Raw genomic sequence first — 20,133 nt, 5'->3', positions numbered from 1 at the left:
TCGTCTAACCGGCATGCGTCTACGAGTTTCGCTGAAGAGTTCTCTGAGTAGAGTTGTCTTTTATTGGTGGGCCGCATTTGTTTCCTTCTCTTGTGCGCATGGGCAGAATGCGCTGCCCGATAATCCTGACCAAGGCGGCGGGCAGACCCAGCAACAAGCTGATCTAAATGGGAATCTGGAAGGAAAACAGACGAAGCGCATCCTTGGCGTGATTCCGAATTTTCGTTCTGTTTCCGTCAATCAAAAGCTGCCTCCTCAATCGGTGAAAGATAAATTCATAACCGCGACAGAAGACAGCTTCGACTATTCAGCATTCATCTTCGCGGGAGCTCTGGCGGGGGTGAGCATGGCGCAGAACTCTTATCCTGAATTTCACCAGGGCGCGGTGGGATATGGGCGCTATTACTGGCACTCGCTTGCCGACCAGGCGGTAGAGAATTACATGGTCGAGGCTATTTTTCCATCGGCGCTGCGGCAGGATTCGCGCTACTACACACTGGGCAGCGGCAGCATCGTGAAGAGAACGGGTTATTCCTTCTCCCGTATCCTGATTACGCGCACGGATGCAGGCAATGAGGCATTCAATGCTTCAGAAGTGATCGGCGCAGGTGCGGCATCTGGGATATCGAGCCTGTACTATCCGAGCAGAGAGCGTACCTGGACGAAGGTAGGCCAGCGGTGGCTCACCAATGTCAGCCTTGATGGAATAACTTTTGTCTTCAAAGAATTCTGGCCCGATATCAATAACTCTGTCTTCCATCAGAAAGAGTAATCGCCTCCTCCACTTGCTCCTCCGCACAAGGATGAGAAACTACGATAGAGCAAAGGGAGACGTGTCTGCATGGTAAGAGTGGGAGTGCCGCACTGGACAAGCGATTCATTGATTGCCAAATTTTCTCCGGACGCAGAAGTCGTTGTTTTGCCGAAAGCGCCGTCTGCTCCGATTGATATTGACTTCTGGGTTGCGCCTCTGTTTGCCAAGGATGCGCGGCCCGTTGCTCCATACCTTCGCGGTGTGAAGGTTGTGCAATCATTGCAGGCCGGCGTGGACTGGCAGCGGGACTTCGTTCCTCATGGAGCGGTGCTGTGCGATGCGCAGGGCGTACATAATGTCGCTACTTCAGAATGGGTGGTTACGTCGATTCTGGCGATGATAAAGTTTCTGCCTTTTTATTTTGATCTTCAGAGAAAGGGTACGTGGGCAACGCCCCAGCTGGCCGCTGAGAACTACCGGTCTATATACCAGGAAGAACCACATGCGTATCCGCCTGTGCTGATTGAAGAGCTTGCCGGCAAGACAGTATTGATTGTCGGCTATGGTTCGATCGGGAAATCCATTGAAGAACGCCTGCTGCCTTTCAGGGTCAACCTTCTTCGTGTTGCGCGCACAGCCAAACCCGGAGTGGAGCCGGTAGAAAAGCTGGATGCATTGCTGCCGGATGCGGACATTGTTGTCCTGATTGTGCCGCTTACCGCTGAGACGCGGCACCTGATCCATGCTGACAACATTGCGAAAATGAAGCAGGGTGCGCTGCTGGTGAATGCAGCTCGCGGGCCGGTTGTCGAAACCAATGCCCTGGTAAAGGCGCTCGAAGGGCATCGTATCCGCGCGGCACTTGATGTAACCGATCCGGAGCCGCTGCCGGAAGGTCATCCGTTATGGAAGGCGCCAAACCTGCTGCTTACGTCGCATGTTGGCGGGTCGAGTCCGCTTTTTATGTCGCGGGCATTCGATCTGGTTGCAGAGCAGGTGAAGCGGTTTGCTGAAGGCAAGCCGCTCAGGAACGTGGTTGAAGGCGCGTATTGATGACTTCCAGTTTTCGATGTGTTTTATGGATTAGGAATATCCATGCCGGGGCTAAAGCCCCTCCTTATCGCAGGCCTGTTTCACCGGCCTAAAAGGCCGGTGCTTCTACCTAAATGATTGGCCGAGGAACTCATTTAGACGCGCGGTCTTGCAAGCAATTCAGCAAAGTGCACGGCGCGGCGGCTGGTGTTCTGAGCAATCTGCTCGCGGCAGCTGAAGCCGTCGCTCACGATGAGCGTTTCTGCTGCAGCGCTGCGCACGGCGGGCAGCAGAACGCGCTCGCCCAGGGTCTGCGATACTTCATATTTTTCTTTTTCAAATCCGAAGGGGCCGGCCATGCCGCAGCATCCTGACTCGAGCAACTCGACTTCAGCGCCGGTTCTCTTCAGGATTGCTGTCTCGTCCTTCATCTTCATCAATGATTTGTGATGACAGTGGCCGTGGAGCACGATGCGCTTCCCTGCCAGCGATGGCGGCTTATATTCGGGCGCGCGGCGCGCGAGGAACTCACTCAGCAGCAGTGACTGTTCGCTGAGTTTTCTGGCGCGATCATCTGCCGGGAAGAAGTTCAGCAGCTCATCGCGAAATACGCTGGCACAGCTTGGCTCGAGGAAGACGAATGGGATTCCCGCGTCGATCTGCGGTGCGAGCATCTGCAGGATTTTTTCGAGGTAGGCGCGCGCCTGTTTGAGGAAGCCGAAGTCATAGAGGGGGCGTCCGCAGCAGATGTGCTGCTTCGGCGTGTAGGGAGAGAAGCCTGCGTCTGTCAGGACCTGATGCGCTGATTCGAGCACGTGCGGGTGATAGTAGTTATTCCAGGTATCAGGCCAGAGAACGACCTGCGCCTCTGTCATATCTTTCGCATGCAGGCGGCTTTGATAGCTGCGCGAGGCAAATCGTGGAAGATTCCGCTGTGGCGCAACTCCCAGAACATTTTTTACGAGTGTGCTGACTCCGGGAAACTGGAGCGGCAGGTTTGCAAGCGGTATTGCTGAGGCAAGGTGCGCCCAGCGGTCCATGAATCCGAAAGCGTAGTCGCGCAAAGGATGAGGATGGCTCTCATGATAGTGCGCGAGGAATTCGGCTTTGTATGTCGCCACGTCTACGTTGACCGGGCACTCGCTCTTGCAGGCCTTGCAGGACAGGCAGAGGTCGAGCGCTTCGTGCACATGCTCGTCATCCCATCCCTGCTGGAGCACATTGCCCTCGAGCGCTTCCCACAGGAGATGCGCTCGGCCTCGCGTGGAGTGGCGCTCTTCCTGCGTGGCCATGTAGCTGGGGCACATGGTTCCGGGATTCTGTTTCCGGCATGCGCCTACACCCACGCAGCGCAGCGTTGCCTCGGCGAATGAGCCCTTGTCTTCCGGGAATTGAAAATATGTCTCAGGCTTTTTCGATTCGTATCCGGCGCCCAGGCGCAGATTTTCGTGCGGCTCGTAGACGGCGATGGGGTCCACGAGCTTGCCCGGGTTCATTCTGTTCTGCGGGTCCCAGAGCGACTTGAATTCGCGGAATGCCTGCATCAATTCCGGGCCGAACATTTTGGGCAGCAATGCAGCGCGCGCGTTTCCATCACCATGCTCTCCGGAGATCGATCCGCCGTGATCCATGACGATGCCGGTTGCCTGATCGAGAAACGCGCGGAACTTGCGGATGCCTTCTTCGCTTTCGAGATCGAAGTTGATGCGCATGTGAACGCAGCCCTGGCCGAAGTGTCCGTACATGGGACTGCGATAGCCGAAGTCATCCATCAGCTTGAAAATCTGCCGCAGATAGGAGCCCAGTTTTTCCGGAGGAACGGCTGCGTCTTCCCAGCCTTCCCATCCATGCGGCTCGCCGGGGACGAAGACAGTTGAGCCGAGAGCCGATTCGCGCACATGCCAGACGCGCGGCGCTTCTTCTGCTGTGTAACGATGCATGGTGGCGGGAAGCTGCGAAACTGCAGCGAGAAAGCGGTCTACCTGTGCTTCAACGTCCTCAGGTGACCAGCCGCCGAATTCAACCAGCAGATGGCCGCGGCCTTCGGGCAATAGGCCGATGTCGTCAAGCGCGAGCCGCTTGCGCCGCATGAAGTCGACAAGCATGCCATCGAAGCCTTCGAGCCCGATGGGCTTGTATTCGAGTACGAATGGGACGTAGTCGGCGGCGATGAAGGGATTCTCGAATCCCAGGCCTACCAATCGGCGGTGCGGCGGGCTGGGTTTGAGATCGAGCGTTGCTCCTAAGATGGTTGCGCAGGTGCCTTCGCTCCCAACTAAAGCTCGGGCAACGTGAAATCCGTTCTCGGGGAGAAGCTCGTCGAGGTTGTATCCGGAGACGCGGCGCGGAATGCGCGGGAATCTTTGACGAACCAGATCAGCATATTGATCGCGGATACGGCGGAGCCCCGCATAGATTTCACCTTGGCGTCCGCCTGCTGCGATGATGGCGTTCAGCTCTTCTTCACTGGTCGCGCCGACGGTCATACGGGTGCCGTCGTAGAGAACGATGTCTAGCGAGTGGATGTTGTCGACGGTCTTGCCACCCATCAGAGCGTGCACGCCGCAGGAGTTGTTGCCGATCATGCCGCCGAGCGTGCAGCGGCTGTGCGTTGCCGGATCAGGTGCAAACGTCAGGTGGTGCTCTTCGGCGGCTTCGCGTACTCGATCGAGCACGATGCCCGGATCGACATGCGCGAGCTTCTTTTCCGGATCGAGCCATTGGATGTTGCGCATGTACTTGGAGAAGTCCAGCACGACGGCAACATTGCAGCATTGCCCTGCGAGGCTGGTTCCTCCGCCGCGCGCGAGCACTGGAGCGCCGAACTCGTGGCAGGCTGCGATCGTGGCGACTACGTCATCGGTATCGCGCGGGATGACGAGACCGATTGGAACCTGGCGGTAATTGGAGGCGTCGGCTGCGTAGAGAGCGCGGGAGCCGGGATCGAAGCGGACTTCTCCGCGGATGGCAGACTGAAGCTTGCGCTCGAGCTCCTGTGAGGCGCTGAAGCTTTCGTGCGGATGCTCGGTGTTGTTGAGAACGGGAAGCTGGGATACCTGGGCCACGGCAGTATTCTAGCCGCTCAGGCTTCCTGCAATTCGTAATCTTTCTCTTCGGTTGTGTCCTCGCCGCGTTCCTTCCCTGTGAGGTCAAGCAGTAATGTTCCTGCGGCGGAAACCAGTAAATTTACAAGCAGCGCGGGAACGGCGGCATAGACGGGGAAAACGTGTCCGGCAATGTGCAGCGGGTAGACAGAGCTTTTGAGGTCAAGCGCATAGGCCATTCCTGTGCCGGTGGCCATGCCTGCGAGCCATCCCACAAAGAGCGCAGAGCCGCGAAACCAGCGGGTGAAGACGCCGCAGACTACGGATGGAAAGAGCTGACCGATCCAGATACCGCCCAGCAGTTGCAGCTCGATGGCATATTGCGCACGAACAAATAAGACGAAGACCAGCGCGCCGATTTTCAGGAAAAGCGAAACCAGCTTGGCCTGCGTGGCTTCCTGCTTTGGCGTCATGGAGCGGTGGACCAGCTCGCCGTACAGATTGCGCGTGAAGAGATTTGCTGCCGCGATGGACATAATAGCCGCGGGAACCAGAGCGCCAATGCCGATGGCTGCAAGGCAGAAGCCGGCGAACCATTCGGGAAACATCTGGACGAAGAGCAGCGGCACTGCGCTGGATGTATTCGCGGAATGGATTCCGGCAGCGAGAGCAAAATACCCAAGCAGCGCAATGAGCGCGAGCAGCAGGTTATAGGCCGGCATCAGCGCTGCATTCCGCTTGATGACGCGGCCGCTCGCGGAACTGAGCGCTCCAGTTGCTGTGTGGGGATAGAGCACGATGGCAATGGCTGAGCCGAATGCGAGCGTGGCGTAGCTCCAGTATTGAGTGGGCTTGAGGATGATCGAGGCCGGCTGCGTTTTCTGCGCGAGTGCGGCGCCTGCAGCGGAAAAAACGTTCGCATAACCGCCGAGCTCTGCCGGAATCACGATGACAGCAGCGGCCACCATGATGTAGAGCATGATGTCTTTCACGATAGCGATGACGGCGGGAGCGCGCAGTCCGCTGGAATAGGTGTAGGCGGCGAGGATCACGAAAGCTGCAATCAGCGGCCACTCTCCGTGAATTCCCAATGCAGCGATGACTTCGCGCATGCCTACAAGCTGCAGTGCAATGTAGGGCATGGTCGCCAGGATTCCTGTGAGCGCAATGGCGATGGTGAGCGGGCGGTTACCGTATCGGCCGCGGACGAAGTCCGCGAGAGTGACGTATCCGCGACGGTGACAGACATGCCAGAGCCGGGGCAGCACCAGCATCATGTATGGATAAAGCAGGATGCAGTATGGGATCGCGAAGAATCCCGGCGCGCCGGTGCCGTAGAGCGCTGCGGGTACGGCAATGACGGTGTAGGCAGTGTAGAAGTCGCCGCCGATCAAAAACCACGTAATGAGCGTACCGAAGCGGCGCCCGGCGAGGCCCCACTCTTCGAGGCTGTTGAGGTCGCCGCGTCTCCAGCGCACAGCCCAGAACCCGGCAAGCGTCACGAGCAGAAAGCTGACGCAGAAAATCCCTGTGGCAACTGCATGGAATGAAGATGTCATGCTGCGTGCAATTGATCTTAGCAGGACTGGCCGTCCAGCGAGACGCACGCTTCGCATGCCATTCGCACTGATGCTCGCTTTATTGGCTTCTTTCCGCTCTCGTTGGTCGCTTTTTCCTTGCTAGTCTCTGGAAAACTTTGCGCGCTTGATTTTGATACACTCTAGCGTTTTCCCCTGTGATTGAGGTTGATGGATTATGTCAGAGACAACCGCTACACCGCTTACTTATCTGAATGAAGATGAACAGCTCTTCCGATCTACTGTGCGCGAGTTTGCGCAGCAGATGATCGGGCCGCTGGTGCGCCAGATGGACGAGGAACAGCACTTTGCTCCGGAGCTGCTTCCGCAGCTTTTCAACCTGGGCCTGATGGGGATCGAGGTTCCTGTCGAATATGGCGGCAGCGGCGGCTCTTTTTTTGAAGCGATTCTTGCGGTGGAAGAGATTTCGGCGGTCGATCCTGCTGTGGGTGTGCTGGTCGATGTGCAGAACACGCTTTGCATCAATGCTCTGCTGCGCTGGGGTACGGAAGAGCAGAAGAAACAATATCTGGCGCAGCTTGCCGCGAATTCCGTCGGCGCGTATGCGCTTTCCGAAGCAGCTTCCGGTTCCGATGCTTTTGCGTTGCAGAGCCGGGCCGAGCTGCGCGGCGACCACTACGTTCTGAATGGACAGAAGCTCTGGATCACAAATGCCAGGGAAGCTGGACTGTTTATCATCTTCGCTACGCTGGATCCTGCGGCTGGATATAAGGGCATTACTGCTTTTCTGGTGGAGAAGGATGCTCCTGGATTTTCTGTGGGCAAGAAGGAAGACAAGCTTGGTATACGTGCCTCGTCGACATGTGAGCTGATTCTCGAAGACTGCCGCGTGCCTGCGGAAAATGTTCTTGGCGAGCCGGGGAAAGGATACAAGATCGCCATTGAAACGCTGAATGAAGGACGCATCGGCATTGGCGCGCAGATGCTGGGGCTCGCGCATGGAGCGTGGAACTGCGCGGCAAAATACGCGCGGGAGCGTAAACAGTTCGGGAAAGCCATTGCCGAGTTTCAGGCGGTGCAATTCGCGCTCGCAGAAATGGCAACGGAAATCGAAGCGACGCGGTTGCTTGTCTATAACGCTGCGCGGTTGAAGGATGCGGGGCAGAGCTATATCCGCGAGGCGGCGATGGCAAAATACTTTGCTTCGCAGGTTGCTGAGCGCGTCGCCAGCCAGGCGGTTGAGGTTTATGGCGGGTATGGGTTCGTGAAGGATTATCCGGTAGAGAAGTTTTACCGCGATGCGAAGATCGGGAAGATTTACGAAGGCACTTCCAATATGCAGCTGGCTACGATCGGCAAGCTGGTGCTGAGTGGAGTGAAGTGAAAAATGATTTAACTCAGCCAGAATGATTGAGCCTGATGAACCATGTCTGATAGATCTCCATCAGCCTGTATTCGGAGCTTCGATAAGGCCGTTTGCTCGAACATTTGAAGGAATTTTTCCTGCTCAGCTATAAAATGCTCATGCAATTCTTTATGTGTGCAACCGAATTTATGTGCATACTCTTTCAGGAACTGCGATTCGTCGCGGCCCTGAATGCTTCTCTCCCAGATTGTTTTCTCTGAGGCTGTCAGCAACACTAATTTGCATCCCAGTCTGGCAAGTCGACGATCAAACGGCTCTACATCAGTCCATTGAACGACTCCCGGCCGCAGGCAGTGTGTCAGATGCAGGCAATCCACGAAAATAAAGACAGGCTTGTCAGTAAATTGAATATCGCCGTGAAGCCATTCCAGCGTCTGCACAATACGTTCTAATAAATGCAAATTGTCAGATGCCGAAAGGGTACCCGCATCTTCCGCAGGAGCTAAAGGCCCATACGTATAGGTTTGCGTCAGGTTAAGAAAAGTCCTGATTTGTCTTGTTCGTGTTGTTTCTATATATCGCCGAATAAGGCTATCGATCAGTGTTGATTTACCAATTCCCGGCACGCCTTCGACAAGCAAAGCATGAAATGTTGGCCATCCATTCCTGACCATATCAATCGCCTTTTACTTTTGAAGATAGCTGTTGATCTGGTCCTGCCATTCCGGTCCGGCTTTGGCATCGGTCTCGCCGTGCTGCATGACGACGGCATTTGCATCGCTGCTTAACGCAGTCCGCTCGTACACTACCCTGGCATGGGTGTGCTCATTTCCCAGCTGTGTCAGGTGGATATCGATGAGCGTTACCAGCATGCCGGGGATGAAATATGCGTACTGCACGTGTCCGTTTGCCTCGTCAAAAGCTGTGTTGATCCATGTGCTTTTATGGTGTCCGTGGCTTACATGGAAAACAGCGCCGGATACATCTTCGGCAGGCGAGGGGTGAATGAAATGCGGCTTCCATCCCGGGGCCCACGCCTGTTCCTTGTCCGCTCCGAAAAGTGGAAATGCTTTGGCTAATGGCGCATTGATCTCAAATTCAAAGCTGTTGCTCACGTGCTTCAAGTCTCCTGGCTCCTGCCCTTCATGCAAGTGTTCGTAGAGCAGTGCGGCGGCGGCAATGACAACAGCTAATCCAATCGACCAGGTTCGCTTCATGCTTCTCTCACTTGCGGTCACGCATCTTGTGGCTGGCTGAAGAATCAAGTTCCAGCCCGTAAATACGCTTCAGATCGGCAATGCGCTGCAGGCTCTCTTTGCCGAAAGCGCATTTGCCATCGAAAGCATGGAGCACGATTCCTTCGAGCAAGTCTCCTAAGGACAGATCGTGATATTCGGCCAATGCTTTCAGCACTTTCAGCAGGCGCTTTTCCATCCGGACGCCGGTCTGTACCCGCTCGACTATGAATTCTTTTGAAGCTCCAGGACTTGTTACCATGGTACATATATACCATACTTGGGATAGCGATTTGTATGAACGAAATCTGATCTTTGTGTATATACAATCGCGTATATACTCAAGTCTGGAGGTATTTTTCATGGCACTAGCGCGTGTTTTTCAATCCGGGAACAGTCAGGCGGTGCGCCTGCCTAAAGAATTCCGTTTAAAGAGCCGGGAAGTTGAGATCTTCCGGCGCGGAGAAGAGATCATTCTGCGTGAGAAGCCGAAGAATCTGGCACGGGCGTTCGTGATTCTGACGGAGCTGCCTGAGGATATTTTTCCTGAATCTCGTAAAGATGAGCCGCCGCAGAAACGGAAACGTCTCTGATGCCGGCGCGATACCTGCTGGATACGAATATCTGCATCTATATCCGCCAGAAGCGGCCGCAGACTGTACTGGCACGTTTTGAGCAGATGCAGGCGGGCGATGCAGTCATTTCCATTATTACTTTCGGAGAGCTTCTTTACGGGGCACAGAAAAGCCAGCAACGCAAACTGGCATTCGAGAAGCTGTCTGCTCTGCGAGAGATCCTGTCTGTAGAAAATCTCCCGGAGGACTGCGCTGAAACTTATGGGATGGTGCGCGCCGATCTCGAAAAGCGCGGCACGATGATTGGCAATAATGATCTCTGGATTGCCTCTCATGCCCTATCCGGCGGATTGACTCTGGTCACGAACAATGAGCGCGAGTTCCGCCGCATTCGTGGTCTGAAGATAGAAAACTGGAGCAGGCTCACTTAGAAGTACGTATTTTCCCAAATATTAATTTGCTCTGCTTGACAGTTTCAAGAGTAAGTCCCTACCCTGTTTTCGCTCGATGGAAACGTTCCCATAAGGAGACAGCATGGTATCTCGCCTCGCTCTTACGCCGCTGTTGATCTTGCTCTTCACCACCGCAGCAATCTCGCAAACCAAGCAGCCTAATTACCTCCAACAAGCCACGGACGGCATCAGCACACTGCAATCCTGGTACACAGAAAGCACCGGGCTTTACCAGACCACCGGCTGGTGGAACTCGGCCAATGCAACTACTGTGCTCGCCAACTATTCGAGAGTGAGCCACAGCAAGCAGTACCTCCCGGTATTTGCGAATACCTTCACGCAGGCGCAGACCAGCCACGTAGGCTTCATCAACGATTACTACGATGATGAAGGCTGGTGGGCGATGGCATGGATTGACGCATATGACCTGACGCAGGACACGCAGTACCTGTCGATGGCCGAGTCGATTTTTTCTGACATGTCCGGAGGATGGGACTCAACCTGCAATGGCGGCATCTGGTGGAGCAAGGCCAAGACCTATAAGAATGCCATTGCCAATGAGCTGTTTTTATCTGTAGCCGCACATCTCGCGAGCCGCGTGCCACCCAAGGAGCGCGCGCAGTATCTGACCTGGGCGCAGAAGGAATGGTCGTGGTTCAAGAGTTCGGGCATGATCAATTCAAACAACCTTATCAATGACGGGTTGGACCTCTCCACGTGCCAGAACAATCAAGGAACCACGTGGAGCTACAACCAGGGCGTGATTTTAGGTGGCCTGACGGAGCTGAATAAAGTAACTCCGAACCCAACTCTTGTGACCACCGCCAGGGCCATTGCAAATGCGACGCTCACGAACCTGACCGATACGAACGGCGTTCTGCATGACAGCTGCGAGCCCAACTGTGGCGCGGATGGCGTGCAGTTCAAGGGCATCTTCGTGCGCAATCTTATGGCGCTGAACGATGCGTTTCCCAATCCGCAATATAAGCAATTCTTTGACACGAATGCGGAAAGTATCTGGAACAATTCACAGGGATCGAATTATCAATTCGGGCAGGTGTGGTCAGGGCCCTTCGATGCCGGGAATGCAGGCAGCCAGAGCTCGGCGCTCGAACCGTTTATTACTGCTGCGGAGACACAACACTAAAGAGAGTGCCCGCGACCTGATGCATTCCGGGCTCATCTAAACTGGTATTTGGAAGACATTGAAAGAATAGTTCCAGAAGCTCCTGTTGAACTGCACCCACGGCACCGCAGTCTGTTGCCCTTTCTCGGCCTCGCGTGTGGCGTGGGTGTTTCCAATATCTATTACAATCAGCCGCTGCTGCTGGATATGGCGCGCAGCCTGCACGCCGATCATGGCCAGATGGGCATCGTGGCAGTAGCCACGCAGGTTGGCTATTCGGTCGGCATTCTTGCTTTTGTTCCTCTCGGCGATGTAATGGAGCGGCGCGGGCTGATGGTGCGCCTCTTTGCTGGAGTCGCTCTTTCTGCGCTGCTGTGCGCAATTGCTCCCACATTTGCTGTTCTTGTTGTCGCGAGCATTGCTATCGGGCTTACGGCGGCAGTGACGCATATTATTGTGCCGATTGCTCCGGAGCTGGCTGAGGATGAAGAGCGCGGGCGCGCCATCGGCACGGTGATGACGGGGCTGCTGCTGGGCGTGCTGCTGGCGCGCGCTGTTTCCGGCTGGATCGCATCGCTGCTGGGCTGGCGGGCTGTCTTCGTCTTCGCGGCCATGAGCAGTGCGGCCTTTGTTCCACTGATGCTGCGCAGGCTGCCGAAGCTTCCTCCGCATAAACCGCTGCCCTATCGCGATGCGCTGCGTTCGTTGTGGACACTGGTTCGTACGCAGCCGCTGCTGCGCGAGTCGGCGGTGCTGGGCGGGTTGGTGTTTGCGGCTTTCAGCGCGTTCTGGACGACGCTGGTCTTCCTGCTGGGCTCGAAGCATTATCATCTCGGCGCGGGCGTGGCAGGCAGCTTCGGCATCCTGGGCGCGACGGGCGCGCTGATCGCTCCGGTGGCCGGGCGCATTTCGGACCGTCACGGCTCACGCGCTGTCGTAACGCTGGCGCTGGGATTGCTCTCGCTTGGCTATGGGATTCTCTGGCTTCTGGGCTACCACATCATCGGACTGGCGCTGGGCGTGATCGTGCTTGACCTGGGCGCGCAGGCCAACCAGATTGCCAACCAGACACGCATCTTCGGCCTGGAGCCGGGCGCACGCGGACGCATCAACACCGTCTATATGACCGCCTATTTTCTTGGCGGGTCGCTGGGCTCGCTCTTCTCTACGATGGCCTGGGCACGCTGGGGATGGAGCGGCGTCTGCGCGCTGGGGCTTCTGCTGCTGGCCCTGGCCGCGCTCCGCCATTTGAACTGGCCCCTTCGGCTTCGCTCAGGGCAGGCTGGCTGACGCGCGCTTCGCGCGCCAATTCTAAGTTAGATTGATGCATCGGCTTTCCTGCCCGCTCCCGCTGGTCGCTTCTTCATGGCAGGTTGGAGCCCTTCGAATGGCTAAGCTTTCAACCGAGCAAGAATGGCGCGCAAAGCGCGCGCCCGCCTGGACGGCCAGTCCCCTTAGAACTTGAAGTATAGGCCGGCTGCTGGCTCGCTGGTCAGGCGCCAAGTGCTGGTTTTATAGATTGCTTCATCATAATCGGGAGTTGGGTGGTAGAGGCCGCGGTATTGCAGGCGCGCGCCGAAGTGCGACGTCAGCAATGGAAAGTTTGCGCCTAGTCCAAATGTGATCGCAGGCCTGGCTTGAGCGCTGGCGTTCTGCCCGCCGTTTAATGAGGGCGAATACAGAAGCGCGCTGAATCCGAGGAGGCCGAAGGGCTGGACCCCGAGAAGATTGGGAGCGCTTGCCAGGAAGGAGCCTCCGAACTCATGCACATTGTGCTGCACGGGAAAATTGGCTGAGGAATAGCGATCCGTAAAACGCGTGTAGCCATAGACGGCCTGATAGCCAAGCCACGGATGATAGACGTGGCGAAACTCCGCCCATCCGCCAACTGATTTTGTAGGGTCGACGGAGATTCCGTTTCCATTCGTTGAATTGGTGAACTGGCCCAGGGCGCTGATGGAAACATCGCTGTTGCGGACCACAGACAGAGGACCCTGCGCACAGGCCGGTTTTACTGAGAAGAGTGCGACGAGCAGCGCCGCAAAAAAGAACGAGGGCTTAAGCCAACTCCGGTATATTGCCAACATCTGGTCTCCCTTTGTCATAGTAGACGATGCGCGCGGCGATATGGGAGTAACTGCCGCGGTGCTGATTTCCGCTTTGTGCCGCCCGCTGATAAAGTCGAATTATGATCAAAGCCATTATCCACGTGCGCCAGACCAGCACTCCGGCTGTGTATGACAAGCTGGCGAGCTTCTTTTCCGCGCTGGGATTTGAGCCCGGCAAAGGCTGGGAAGATGAGCAGAGCCGCGGCTGCTCGTTTCTTGCGCCGCAGGGCAATCTTGAGTTTATTTACGGCATGCCGAGTGTTCCCGGTGACGTGCTGGTGGAGGTCACGGGCCTTGATTCCGCGCGTGAAGTGGCACAGAAATGGCTGGTAACAAACTGGGGTGAGACGGAAGCTGCAGCCCGTCTCAGCGAAGTTTCGGATACTGACTGGAAATCACGCGTCTTTACCATTGAGCCTGTTCCTGGCACCTCTTTTGCTTTCTGGGAATGGACTGATCCGCTGAAGGGCAAGCCTGTGGCTCTTGAAGGCGATCTGTCTGCTGAGAGCATGCGCTTTTCGATTGTTGTGGCGCGCTGGAATGCTGTGATTACCGACCGCCTCTTGCAGGGCGCGCTCGATGCACTCTATCGCAGCGGGGCGAAGAAGCAGGATGTCGAGATTATCCGCGTGCCGGGCGCGTGGGAGATTCCTTCAGCGGCGCGCAAGGCTGCGGAGTCGAGGAAGTTTGACGCTGTCATCACGCTGGGCCTGCTGCTGCGCGGCGAGACGGCGCATTACGAGGCCATCTATAACGAAGTGGCGCGCGGCATTGGGCAGTCGCAGCAGGAGACCGGAATTCCGCACACGTTTGGCGTGCTGACCTGCGAGACACTGGAACAGGCTCTGGACCGCGCCGGCCTGAAGGCCGGGAACAAGGGTTTTGAAGCGGCTTCGGCTGCAATTGAGATGGTTTCCCTGCACCGCAAGATGGAAGCGGGGGCCGTGGCGAAATGAGCGCTCCCGGAAAGCGGCGGAAAGCACGCGAGCTCGCCATGCAGATGCTTTTCCAGCTCGATATGGGCAAGCAGACTCCCGACCAGGTGCGCAGCACCTTCTGGAAGGCTCGCGATGAGGCGGATGCCGATCCTGATGTTCGCGGCTTTGCTGAAGACATTTTCCGTGTTGCTGTTTCGCGGGAAGACGAAGTCACCGATCTGATTGAAAAGCACTCTGCCAACTGGCGGCTGGACCGCATGGCCAGCGTCGACCGCAACGTGCTGCGCATGGCGATTGCGGAAATGCTTGGCTTTCCCGGCACGCCTGCTCCGATTGTGATTAATGAAGCGCTTGAGATTGCGCGGCGCTATTCTGCGCCGGAGTCGATCAATTTTCTTAACGGTGTGCTGGATGCGGTGGCTAAGGCGCGGTTGAATTCGTAAGCCCTATCGTAGAGTGGCTGGATCGGCATCCCGCCTTGCTGCGCAAGGCCTCGCACCGACGGTGCGGGTCCTTCGACTCCGTTTCACTTCGCTCAGGATGACGCATTTGTGGTGTTGTACCGCTATGCGGTTCATTCCTGCTCTGCTGGATCATTCAACCTTAGACATAACAGCGACCGAAAAATTATCATGCGGCTATCTATGTCGACACGTCGGGAATTTCTTCGTAATGGCGCGATGGCTGCTGCCGTGGCTTCCACTGCTTCACGTTCAGCGTTTGCCTGGGGTAACGGCGCACCGGCCGCGGCTTCGCTGAAGCCTTCGCCGATTCAGCTTGGAATGGCGAGCTATACCTTTCGCGAGTTCGACCGCGCTCACGTCATTCAGTGGATGAAGGATCTGAAGCTCACTGATCTGAATGCGAAGGATGTGAAGGACCATCTCCCGATGACGCCACCCGATGCCACGCAGCAGGCGCTCAGCGCCTACTCTGCTGCCGGCATCAAGCTCCATGCCATCGGCACGGTCTACTTCCCTAAAGACGAGGATGACGATATCCGCTCCAAATTCGAGTATGCCAAGCGCGCAGGAGTCCGCGTAATTGTAGCCGGAGATCCTCTGCCAAAGGCGCTTCCGCGCATTGAGAAGTTTGTGAAGGAGTATGACATTCGCCTGGCCATCCACAACCACGGCCCGGAGGATAAGATATGGCCGTCGCCGCTCGATATTCTGAAGTCGCTCAAAGGCATGGATCCGCGCATGGGGTGCTGCATCGACATAGGTCACTGCGTGCGCGCAGGAACGGATGTAGTCCAGGCGATCCACGAAGTCGGGCCGCGCCTTTTCGATATGCACGCCAAGGATCTGACGGACTTCACTTCCAAAGAGAGCCAGGTGCCGGTCGGGGACGGCAAGATGCCCATCCGCGAGATCTTCGAAGCGCTGATCGCGATCAAGTACAAGGGCTTTGTGGATCTGGAATATGAGGTCCACGGCGATGATCCCATGCCTGGAGTAACGAAGAGCTTCGCTTATATGCGCGGAGTGCTGGCGGGGATGGGCTATCAGGGATAGTCAGCTCACTGATTTCGCGGTTAGGCGAGCATACGCTGGCAGGTTGGGCAGCTGGAGCGGTGAATTCTCCAGTCTCTCCAGCATTTACACCATTCGTTGTGGGCCTGTTCAAGGCGGGCATGTCCCAATGGCGGCGGTTCTTTCTCTTCATGCAAATTGCGCTCAGCAGACACAAGTTCATGCACTGAAGCGACAAACTTCGCTCTATATTCTGAATTCTCAGAACAAATGGTTAACATCGATCCAAACCTCCGGGGATAAAAGTACAAGAGCGAAATCTATTGGCTCCCGCTCATGAAAGAAAGCATTGATGGCAGACCTCGTCTCTGCAGTGGTCAAACCATTTCTTCTTCGCATCCATTTCCGCTGACTGAGGATCTGGCTCGCCCGCTTCCCTGTCGCGGATGTGCAGATGAATCTGCACCCGGCGCCGGACAGCGTCCAACCATGCTTCTCTCAGCCTTTCTCCGGTTTTGCAAGGCGCTGGCATGGGATACAGCTACGACTCAGTCAGCCTTCGGTGTATGTTGTGGCGCTATTGCAGGATTGACGGATGCAGCTTCGGCGGCCACGGCCGTGGGTTTGTTCGTTTCCTTGCCCTGCTCGCCTGATTTATAAGCATGGGCCTTCTCGCGCCTTTCGCGCGATTTTGTGGACATGTGATTATGCACATCTGATTTTTTGATTAATGTCATACAAGTGGAACCCTTTCAGTGGAAGTGGAATTTCGCTGTCCAAGTGGGAGCGCTCGCTGGAACGGGCTACTTACCATATACGCGCGATGGATCGGAAACGAGATCAATGCGCACGGCGGGCGTTTTGGTTGCGCCCTGTTCACCCTTTGTTCCACGCTGCGTTGCGGCAGCATTGCCAGCGGTGTTCCGCCTGCGGAAAGCCAGCACACTCTTTCCAGTCTTGCTGATATGCGGCTTTTTGATGACGGCCATAGGCCTCCACTCTTGCGGTTGACTATCGTGAGAACGACTCGTCTGGAGCGGAGCAACTAAGGCTGGAGGTGAGAAGAAGCTTCAACTATGCCAAGGATACGCTCCAAGGCTGCATTCCGCAAAATCATGCGGCCGGTATAACGAATGCGGTCTGCGGCTGCCTGGACAAGGTACGAATCCTTCCAGGAGAAGCTTCGTATCGGCCCAGGTGTTCCAGCACATTTCCGATGGAGTCTTCAAAGCGCCTCCCTGATATATGGGTGGCTTTTACGCCCTTGGAGACAAGCTGGCAGATTTCGAAGCGGGTAATTCCCTGCGCGAGAACGCGATGGATCTGTTCAGAACGCATATTGAACTCCGATCAATACTGTGATCTTGCGTGTGGTACGGAGCTCGTATGAAGCGGAACGGAAGGCTACAGCCGAGCAGGCTGTTCAACGTCTTCCTTCATTGTACGCTTTGGCCATGCGCAGGGAGCTGATATAGACCAGCCACGCTGGAAAAGGATTAATTTTGCGCCCGCATAGAGCGGAAATCCAGCCGTCCGCGTCTAAAATTGCAGCATTCCCTCTGCTGCGCGGAGCGCAGAGCTTAATTCAATTGGGAGAACTTGAGCGGCCCTATGGGTCGAGCCAGCAGTCTCCGGCGCGAGTCGTGGGCCTACTAAGCTTATGCCTTGTCCACTCAGGCGGTTTCTGACTGTATTGGTTCTGTTGTGTATTCCGGCGCTTGAATTTGCGCTGGCCCAGAGTGCGTCCGACGGCGCTTCTGTATCCGGTACGGTTACAGATCCCTCCGGGGCGATCATTCCCCAGGCGGAGATCACGCTCAGCAACAAAGGCCAGAGCAGCGTGACGCAAAGCAATGCGCAGGGCTCATATAAGTTCATGAGCGTCTCGCCGGGCGTTTATACGATCACGGCGACGGCGGCGGGTTTTGCGAGCTTCGAACAACCGAATGTTGTGGTGACTGATGGGCACGTGGTCGCCGTAAATATCTCGATGAAGATCGAGGTTGCCGAGCAGCAGGTGACCGTGTCGGATGAAGACATCGACTCAAGCCCGGAGAAGAACGGCAGCGCGATTATCCTGAAGGGCAAAGACCTCGATGCGCTGGCGGATAATCCGGATGATCTGCAGACGCAACTGCAGGCGATTGCCGGGTCTGATCCGGAAAACGGGACGCAGTTCTTTGTAGATGGATTCAGCGGCGGGCGGATGCCGCCCAAGTCGTCGATACGCGAGATTCGCATCAACCAGAATCCTTACTCCGCGCAGTATGATGCGCAGGGCATGGGGCGCATCGAGATTTTCACCAAGCCGGGGACGGACAAGCTGCATGGCGATGTGTATGTCCAGGGCAATGATTCGTCGTTCAACGCGCGTAACCCTTATGTGCAAGAGCAGCCGCCTTATCATTCGACCTATATGGAAGGGGATATCAATGGGCCGCTCAGCAAGCATCTCTCCTTCTTTTTTGACGGCATGAGAGAGACCAACCAGACGCAGTCGTTCGTCAACGCCATTGTGCTCGATTCATCGTTTCAGCAGCAGGCGCTGGTGCAGGCGGTGTCGAGCCCTTCGGTGACGACAAACATCAATCCGCGATTTGATTTTCAGCTGGGGAATATTCACACGATCAGCGCCCGCTACAGCCTCAACAAGACAACACAGACCAATAACCTCGCCAGCCAGTTCTCGCTTCTGTCGCAGGCAACCAGCTCCAACAACGTGATGCAGACTTTTCAGTTCAGCGATACGCAGATGTATGGCGAGAAGGTGGTGAATGAGACGCGCTTCCAGTACATTCGCACGCGGGATCTTCAGACAGCGGCGAGCCATGATCCGACGATTAACGTACAGGGCGCGTTCACGGGAGGCGGCAACAACCTGGGCGACGCGCGCGACAACCAGGACAGCTACGAGCTGCAGGATTACGTGTCGATTGCGCAGGGCAACCACTTCTGGAAATTTGGCGGACGTTATCGCGCGACGCGTGATGCCAACCGCTCGACTGGCGGCTTCAACGGGCAGTTTATTTTCCCTTCGCTGACGGCTTACCAGATCACTGAGCAGGGACTTGCATCAGGGCTCTCGCCTGCGCAGATTCGCGCTGCCGGCGGAGGCGCGAGCCAGTTCAGCATTACGACCGGCACTCCGAGCATTGTCGTGCTGATGCAGGACCTGGGCGTTTATGTGGAAGACGACTGGAAGATGCGCCCGAGCATGACGCTCAGCTATGGACTGCGCTTTGAGACACAGACGGGAATCGCGGACCATTCTGATTTTGCTCCGCGGTTTGCTTATGCGTGGTCGATTGGAATGAAGAAGAACAAGCCTCCCATTGCAGTTCTGCGCGCAGGCGCAGGCATTTTCTATACACGCTTTGCATCGACCAACATTGCCAATGCAGAGCGGCAGAATGGCATAACGGAATTGCAGTATGTGGTGAATTCGCCGGATTCCTATCCTAATTTCCCTGACCTGGGCACGGCCGTTTCTCCTACGATCTACAGGATCAGCCCATTGATTCATACTCCCTATACAGTGCAGGAGAGCATTTCTCTTGAAAAAACTATTGCGAAGAAGCTGAATGTTTCACTGAATTACATCCACTCACGCGGCGTGGACCTTCTGTTGACGCGCAATGCCAATGCTCCTCTACCAGGAACGTACAACCCTGCTGATCCGACGAGCGGCGTTCGCCCCATGGGAGGCACGCAGAATATCTATGAATATGAATCGGAGGGCGCGTCAAAGAGAAACCGCTTCTTCGCGAATGTCAGCTACCGAACAAAAAAGACGGGCTTTTTTGGCTTCTATATGCTGGGTCACAGCCACGCCAACACTTCAGGGGCAAGCAACTTCCCTTCCAATCAATATGACCTGCATCAGGACTGGGGACGCGCGAGCAACGACATTCACCAGCGGGTGTTCTTTGGCGGATGGGCGCAGCTTCCGTATCACTTCGGCGTCAATCCGTTCGTGATCTATCAGTCGAGCACGCCGTTCAACATTACGGTCGGCGATGACCTGAATGGCGATTCGCAATTCAACGACCGGCCTGCATTTGCAACGGACCTGAGCCGGTCCAGTGTATATCGAACGCAGTGGGGCACCTTTGATGCGGATCCGCTTCCGGGGCAGACGATCATTCCTATGAATTACGGCAAGGGACCTTCTTACTTCACAGCAAACATGCGCCTCGGGCGCACCTTTTCTTTCGGGCCGGTCGTGCCGGATGAGAATCCGCCTCCTCCTGCAGATGCGAAAGCGAAGACGCCGCCCAAGAAGAAAGAGATTCAGCGACGCTACAACCTTAACCTTGCTGTATCCGCCCAGAATGTCTTCAACTATGTCAATCCTTCGCAACCAGTGGGCGTACTGAGCTCTCCGCTTTTTGGCAAGTCAACGGCATTGGCGGGATTCTTTACCACTTCTCCGGCAGCGAACCGGACGATCAATTTCAGTCTTGCGTTCTGGTTCTGATACACTCGCTCGT

The 20,133-nt window shown here is 56.1% G+C and carries 20 protein-coding genes; 11 read left to right on the top strand and 9 right to left on the bottom strand.

Features of this window, described 5'->3' with window-relative positions; translation table 11 throughout:
- Positions 1-13 precede the first annotated feature (13 nt).
- On the top strand, positions 14-772 hold the full coding sequence (locus tag AC5S16_RS15460) for a hypothetical protein (protein WP_493930988.1): 759 nt from the start codon (positions 14-16) through the stop codon (positions 770-772).
- 69 nt (positions 773-841) lie between these two features.
- The gene (locus AC5S16_RS15455; protein ID WP_493930987.1) at positions 842-1,807 is read left to right on the top strand and encodes a 2-hydroxyacid dehydrogenase; all 966 of its coding nucleotides are present in this window, start codon (positions 842-844) and stop codon (positions 1,805-1,807) included.
- 134 nt (positions 1,808-1,941) lie between these two features.
- On the opposite strand, the gene AC5S16_RS15450 is transcribed toward AC5S16_RS15455, so the two are convergent.
- Together AC5S16_RS15450 and mctP are read right to left on the bottom strand one after the other, a co-directional pair.
- Positions 1,942-4,851 (bottom strand): FAD-binding and (Fe-S)-binding domain-containing protein, encoded by a 2,910-nt coding sequence (locus AC5S16_RS15450; RefSeq protein ID WP_493930986.1) that lies wholly within the window; start codon positions 4,849-4,851, stop codon positions 1,942-1,944.
- 17 nt (positions 4,852-4,868) lie between these two features.
- Positions 4,869-6,389, bottom strand: coding sequence for a monocarboxylate uptake permease MctP (gene mctP / locus AC5S16_RS15445; RefSeq protein ID WP_493930985.1), 1,521 nt, complete (start codon positions 6,387-6,389; stop codon positions 4,869-4,871).
- Between the two features lie 196 nt (positions 6,390-6,585).
- On the opposite strand from mctP, the gene AC5S16_RS15440 reads away from it, so the two are divergent.
- Positions 6,586-7,752, top strand: a complete 1,167-nt coding sequence (locus tag AC5S16_RS15440) for an acyl-CoA dehydrogenase (protein ID WP_493930984.1) — start codon at positions 6,586-6,588, stop codon at positions 7,750-7,752.
- Positions 7,753-7,760: 8 nt separating this feature from the next.
- Here the strand turns inward: AC5S16_RS15440 and AC5S16_RS15435 are convergent, their stop codons facing one another.
- Genes AC5S16_RS15435 through AC5S16_RS15425 form a run of 3 tightly spaced genes read right to left on the bottom strand, consistent with a single transcriptional unit; the run spans position 7,761 to position 9,231 of the window.
- Complete coding sequence (locus AC5S16_RS15435; protein ID WP_493930983.1) at positions 7,761-8,408, bottom strand: hypothetical protein; 648 nt, start codon at positions 8,406-8,408, stop codon at positions 7,761-7,763.
- A gap of 12 nt (positions 8,409-8,420) precedes the next feature.
- Positions 8,421-8,951 (bottom strand): hypothetical protein, encoded by a 531-nt coding sequence (locus AC5S16_RS15430; protein ID WP_493930982.1) that lies wholly within the window; start codon positions 8,949-8,951, stop codon positions 8,421-8,423.
- Between the two features lie 7 nt (positions 8,952-8,958).
- Positions 8,959-9,231, bottom strand: coding sequence for a hypothetical protein (locus AC5S16_RS15425; RefSeq protein WP_493930981.1), 273 nt, complete (start codon positions 9,229-9,231; stop codon positions 8,959-8,961).
- Positions 9,232-9,331: 100 nt separating this feature from the next.
- On the opposite strand from AC5S16_RS15425, the gene AC5S16_RS15420 reads away from it, so the two are divergent.
- From AC5S16_RS15420 to AC5S16_RS15405, 4 genes are all read left to right on the top strand, one after another.
- Positions 9,332-9,562, top strand: coding sequence for an antitoxin (locus AC5S16_RS15420; RefSeq protein ID WP_493930980.1), 231 nt, complete (start codon positions 9,332-9,334; stop codon positions 9,560-9,562).
- A complete protein-coding gene (vapC, locus tag AC5S16_RS15415; protein ID WP_493930979.1) occupies positions 9,562-9,975 on the top strand; it encodes a type II toxin-antitoxin system tRNA(fMet)-specific endonuclease VapC in 414 nt (137 codons plus the stop codon). The genes AC5S16_RS15420 and vapC overlap by 1 nt, the downstream gene beginning before the upstream one ends.
- 103 nt (positions 9,976-10,078) lie before the next feature.
- The gene (locus AC5S16_RS15410) at positions 10,079-11,143 is read left to right on the top strand and encodes a glycoside hydrolase family 76 protein (RefSeq protein ID WP_493930978.1); all 1,065 of its coding nucleotides are present in this window, start codon (positions 10,079-10,081) and stop codon (positions 11,141-11,143) included.
- A gap of 114 nt (positions 11,144-11,257) precedes the next feature.
- Complete coding sequence (locus tag AC5S16_RS15405) at positions 11,258-12,412, top strand: MFS transporter (protein WP_493930977.1); 1,155 nt, start codon at positions 11,258-11,260, stop codon at positions 12,410-12,412.
- Between the two features lie 164 nt (positions 12,413-12,576).
- Here AC5S16_RS15405 and AC5S16_RS15400 read toward each other — a convergent pair whose 3' ends face one another.
- Entirely contained in the window at positions 12,577-13,209 is a 633-nt protein-coding gene (locus tag AC5S16_RS15400) for a hypothetical protein (RefSeq protein ID WP_493930976.1), read from the bottom strand.
- Positions 13,210-13,310: 101 nt separating this feature from the next.
- Here AC5S16_RS15400 and ribH point away from each other — a divergent pair, with 101 nt between their 5' ends.
- The 3 genes from ribH (at position 13,311) to AC5S16_RS15385 (ending at position 15,685) form a co-directional block, all read left to right on the top strand.
- The gene (gene ribH, locus AC5S16_RS15395) at positions 13,311-14,186 is read left to right on the top strand and encodes a 6,7-dimethyl-8-ribityllumazine synthase (RefSeq protein ID WP_493930975.1); all 876 of its coding nucleotides are present in this window, start codon (positions 13,311-13,313) and stop codon (positions 14,184-14,186) included.
- Complete coding sequence (nusB, locus tag AC5S16_RS15390) at positions 14,183-14,611, top strand: transcription antitermination factor NusB (protein WP_493930974.1); 429 nt, start codon at positions 14,183-14,185, stop codon at positions 14,609-14,611. The genes ribH and nusB overlap by 4 nt, the downstream gene beginning before the upstream one ends.
- Before the next feature lie 201 nt (positions 14,612-14,812).
- Positions 14,813-15,685 (top strand): sugar phosphate isomerase/epimerase family protein, encoded by an 873-nt coding sequence (locus AC5S16_RS15385; protein ID WP_493930973.1) that lies wholly within the window; start codon positions 14,813-14,815, stop codon positions 15,683-15,685.
- 506 nt (positions 15,686-16,191) lie between these two features.
- Here AC5S16_RS15385 and AC5S16_RS15380 read toward each other — a convergent pair.
- The 3 genes from AC5S16_RS15380 to AC5S16_RS15370 form a co-directional block, all read right to left on the bottom strand.
- Positions 16,192-16,344, bottom strand: a complete 153-nt coding sequence (locus AC5S16_RS15380; protein WP_493930972.1) for a hypothetical protein — start codon at positions 16,342-16,344, stop codon at positions 16,192-16,194.
- A 102-nt stretch (positions 16,345-16,446) separates the two neighbouring features.
- Complete coding sequence (locus AC5S16_RS15375) at positions 16,447-16,632, bottom strand: hypothetical protein (protein ID WP_493930971.1); 186 nt, start codon at positions 16,630-16,632, stop codon at positions 16,447-16,449.
- Between the two features lie 124 nt (positions 16,633-16,756).
- Positions 16,757-16,981, bottom strand: a complete 225-nt coding sequence (locus AC5S16_RS15370; protein ID WP_493930970.1) for a hypothetical protein — start codon at positions 16,979-16,981, stop codon at positions 16,757-16,759.
- 355 nt (positions 16,982-17,336) lie between these two features.
- Here AC5S16_RS15370 and AC5S16_RS15365 point away from each other — a divergent pair, with 355 nt between their 5' ends.
- Positions 17,337-20,120, top strand: coding sequence for a TonB-dependent receptor (locus tag AC5S16_RS15365; protein WP_493930969.1), 2,784 nt, complete (start codon positions 17,337-17,339; stop codon positions 20,118-20,120).
- The last annotated feature ends 13 nt before the right edge of the window (positions 20,121-20,133 follow it).

This window comes from Acidobacterium sp. FHG110202_01, from assembly GCF_059115305.1.
The sequence above is the reverse complement of the archived record's forward strand: the minus strand, read 5'-3'. Positions and strand labels throughout refer to the sequence as shown.

Excerpts from the sequence above, each read along its gene's own strand:
- AC5S16_RS15400 (WP_493930976.1), bottom strand. The coding sequence starts at position 13,209 with ATGTTGGCAATATACCGGAGTTGGCTTAAGCCCTCGTTCTTTTTTGCG.
- AC5S16_RS15420 (WP_493930980.1), top strand. The coding sequence starts at position 9,332 with ATGGCACTAGCGCGTGTTTTTCAATCCGGGAACAGTCAGGCGGTGCGC.
- AC5S16_RS15385 (WP_493930973.1), top strand. The coding sequence starts at position 14,813 with ATGTCGACACGTCGGGAATTTCTTCGTAATGGCGCGATGGCTGCTGCC.
- ribH (WP_493930975.1), top strand. The coding sequence starts at position 13,311 with ATGATCAAAGCCATTATCCACGTGCGCCAGACCAGCACTCCGGCTGTG.
- AC5S16_RS15435 (WP_493930983.1), bottom strand. The coding sequence starts at position 8,408 with ATGGTCAGGAATGGATGGCCAACATTTCATGCTTTGCTTGTCGAAGGC.
- AC5S16_RS15410 (WP_493930978.1), top strand. The coding sequence starts at position 10,079 with ATGGTATCTCGCCTCGCTCTTACGCCGCTGTTGATCTTGCTCTTCACC.
- vapC (WP_493930979.1), top strand. The coding sequence starts at position 9,562 with ATGCCGGCGCGATACCTGCTGGATACGAATATCTGCATCTATATCCGC.
- mctP (WP_493930985.1), bottom strand. The coding sequence starts at position 6,389 with ATGACATCTTCATTCCATGCAGTTGCCACAGGGATTTTCTGCGTCAGC.
- AC5S16_RS15460 (WP_493930988.1), top strand. The coding sequence starts at position 14 with ATGCGTCTACGAGTTTCGCTGAAGAGTTCTCTGAGTAGAGTTGTCTTT.
- AC5S16_RS15375 (WP_493930971.1), bottom strand. The coding sequence starts at position 16,632 with ATGGCCGTCATCAAAAAGCCGCATATCAGCAAGACTGGAAAGAGTGTG.
- AC5S16_RS15425 (WP_493930981.1), bottom strand. The coding sequence starts at position 9,231 with ATGGTAACAAGTCCTGGAGCTTCAAAAGAATTCATAGTCGAGCGGGTA.
- nusB (WP_493930974.1), top strand. The coding sequence starts at position 14,183 with ATGAGCGCTCCCGGAAAGCGGCGGAAAGCACGCGAGCTCGCCATGCAG.
- AC5S16_RS15370 (WP_493930970.1), bottom strand. The coding sequence starts at position 16,981 with ATGCGTTCTGAACAGATCCATCGCGTTCTCGCGCAGGGAATTACCCGC.
- AC5S16_RS15380 (WP_493930972.1), bottom strand. The coding sequence starts at position 16,344 with ATGTCCACAAAATCGCGCGAAAGGCGCGAGAAGGCCCATGCTTATAAA.
- AC5S16_RS15440 (WP_493930984.1), top strand. The coding sequence starts at position 6,586 with ATGTCAGAGACAACCGCTACACCGCTTACTTATCTGAATGAAGATGAA.
- AC5S16_RS15455 (WP_493930987.1), top strand. The coding sequence starts at position 842 with ATGGTAAGAGTGGGAGTGCCGCACTGGACAAGCGATTCATTGATTGCC.
- AC5S16_RS15430 (WP_493930982.1), bottom strand. The coding sequence starts at position 8,951 with ATGAAGCGAACCTGGTCGATTGGATTAGCTGTTGTCATTGCCGCCGCC.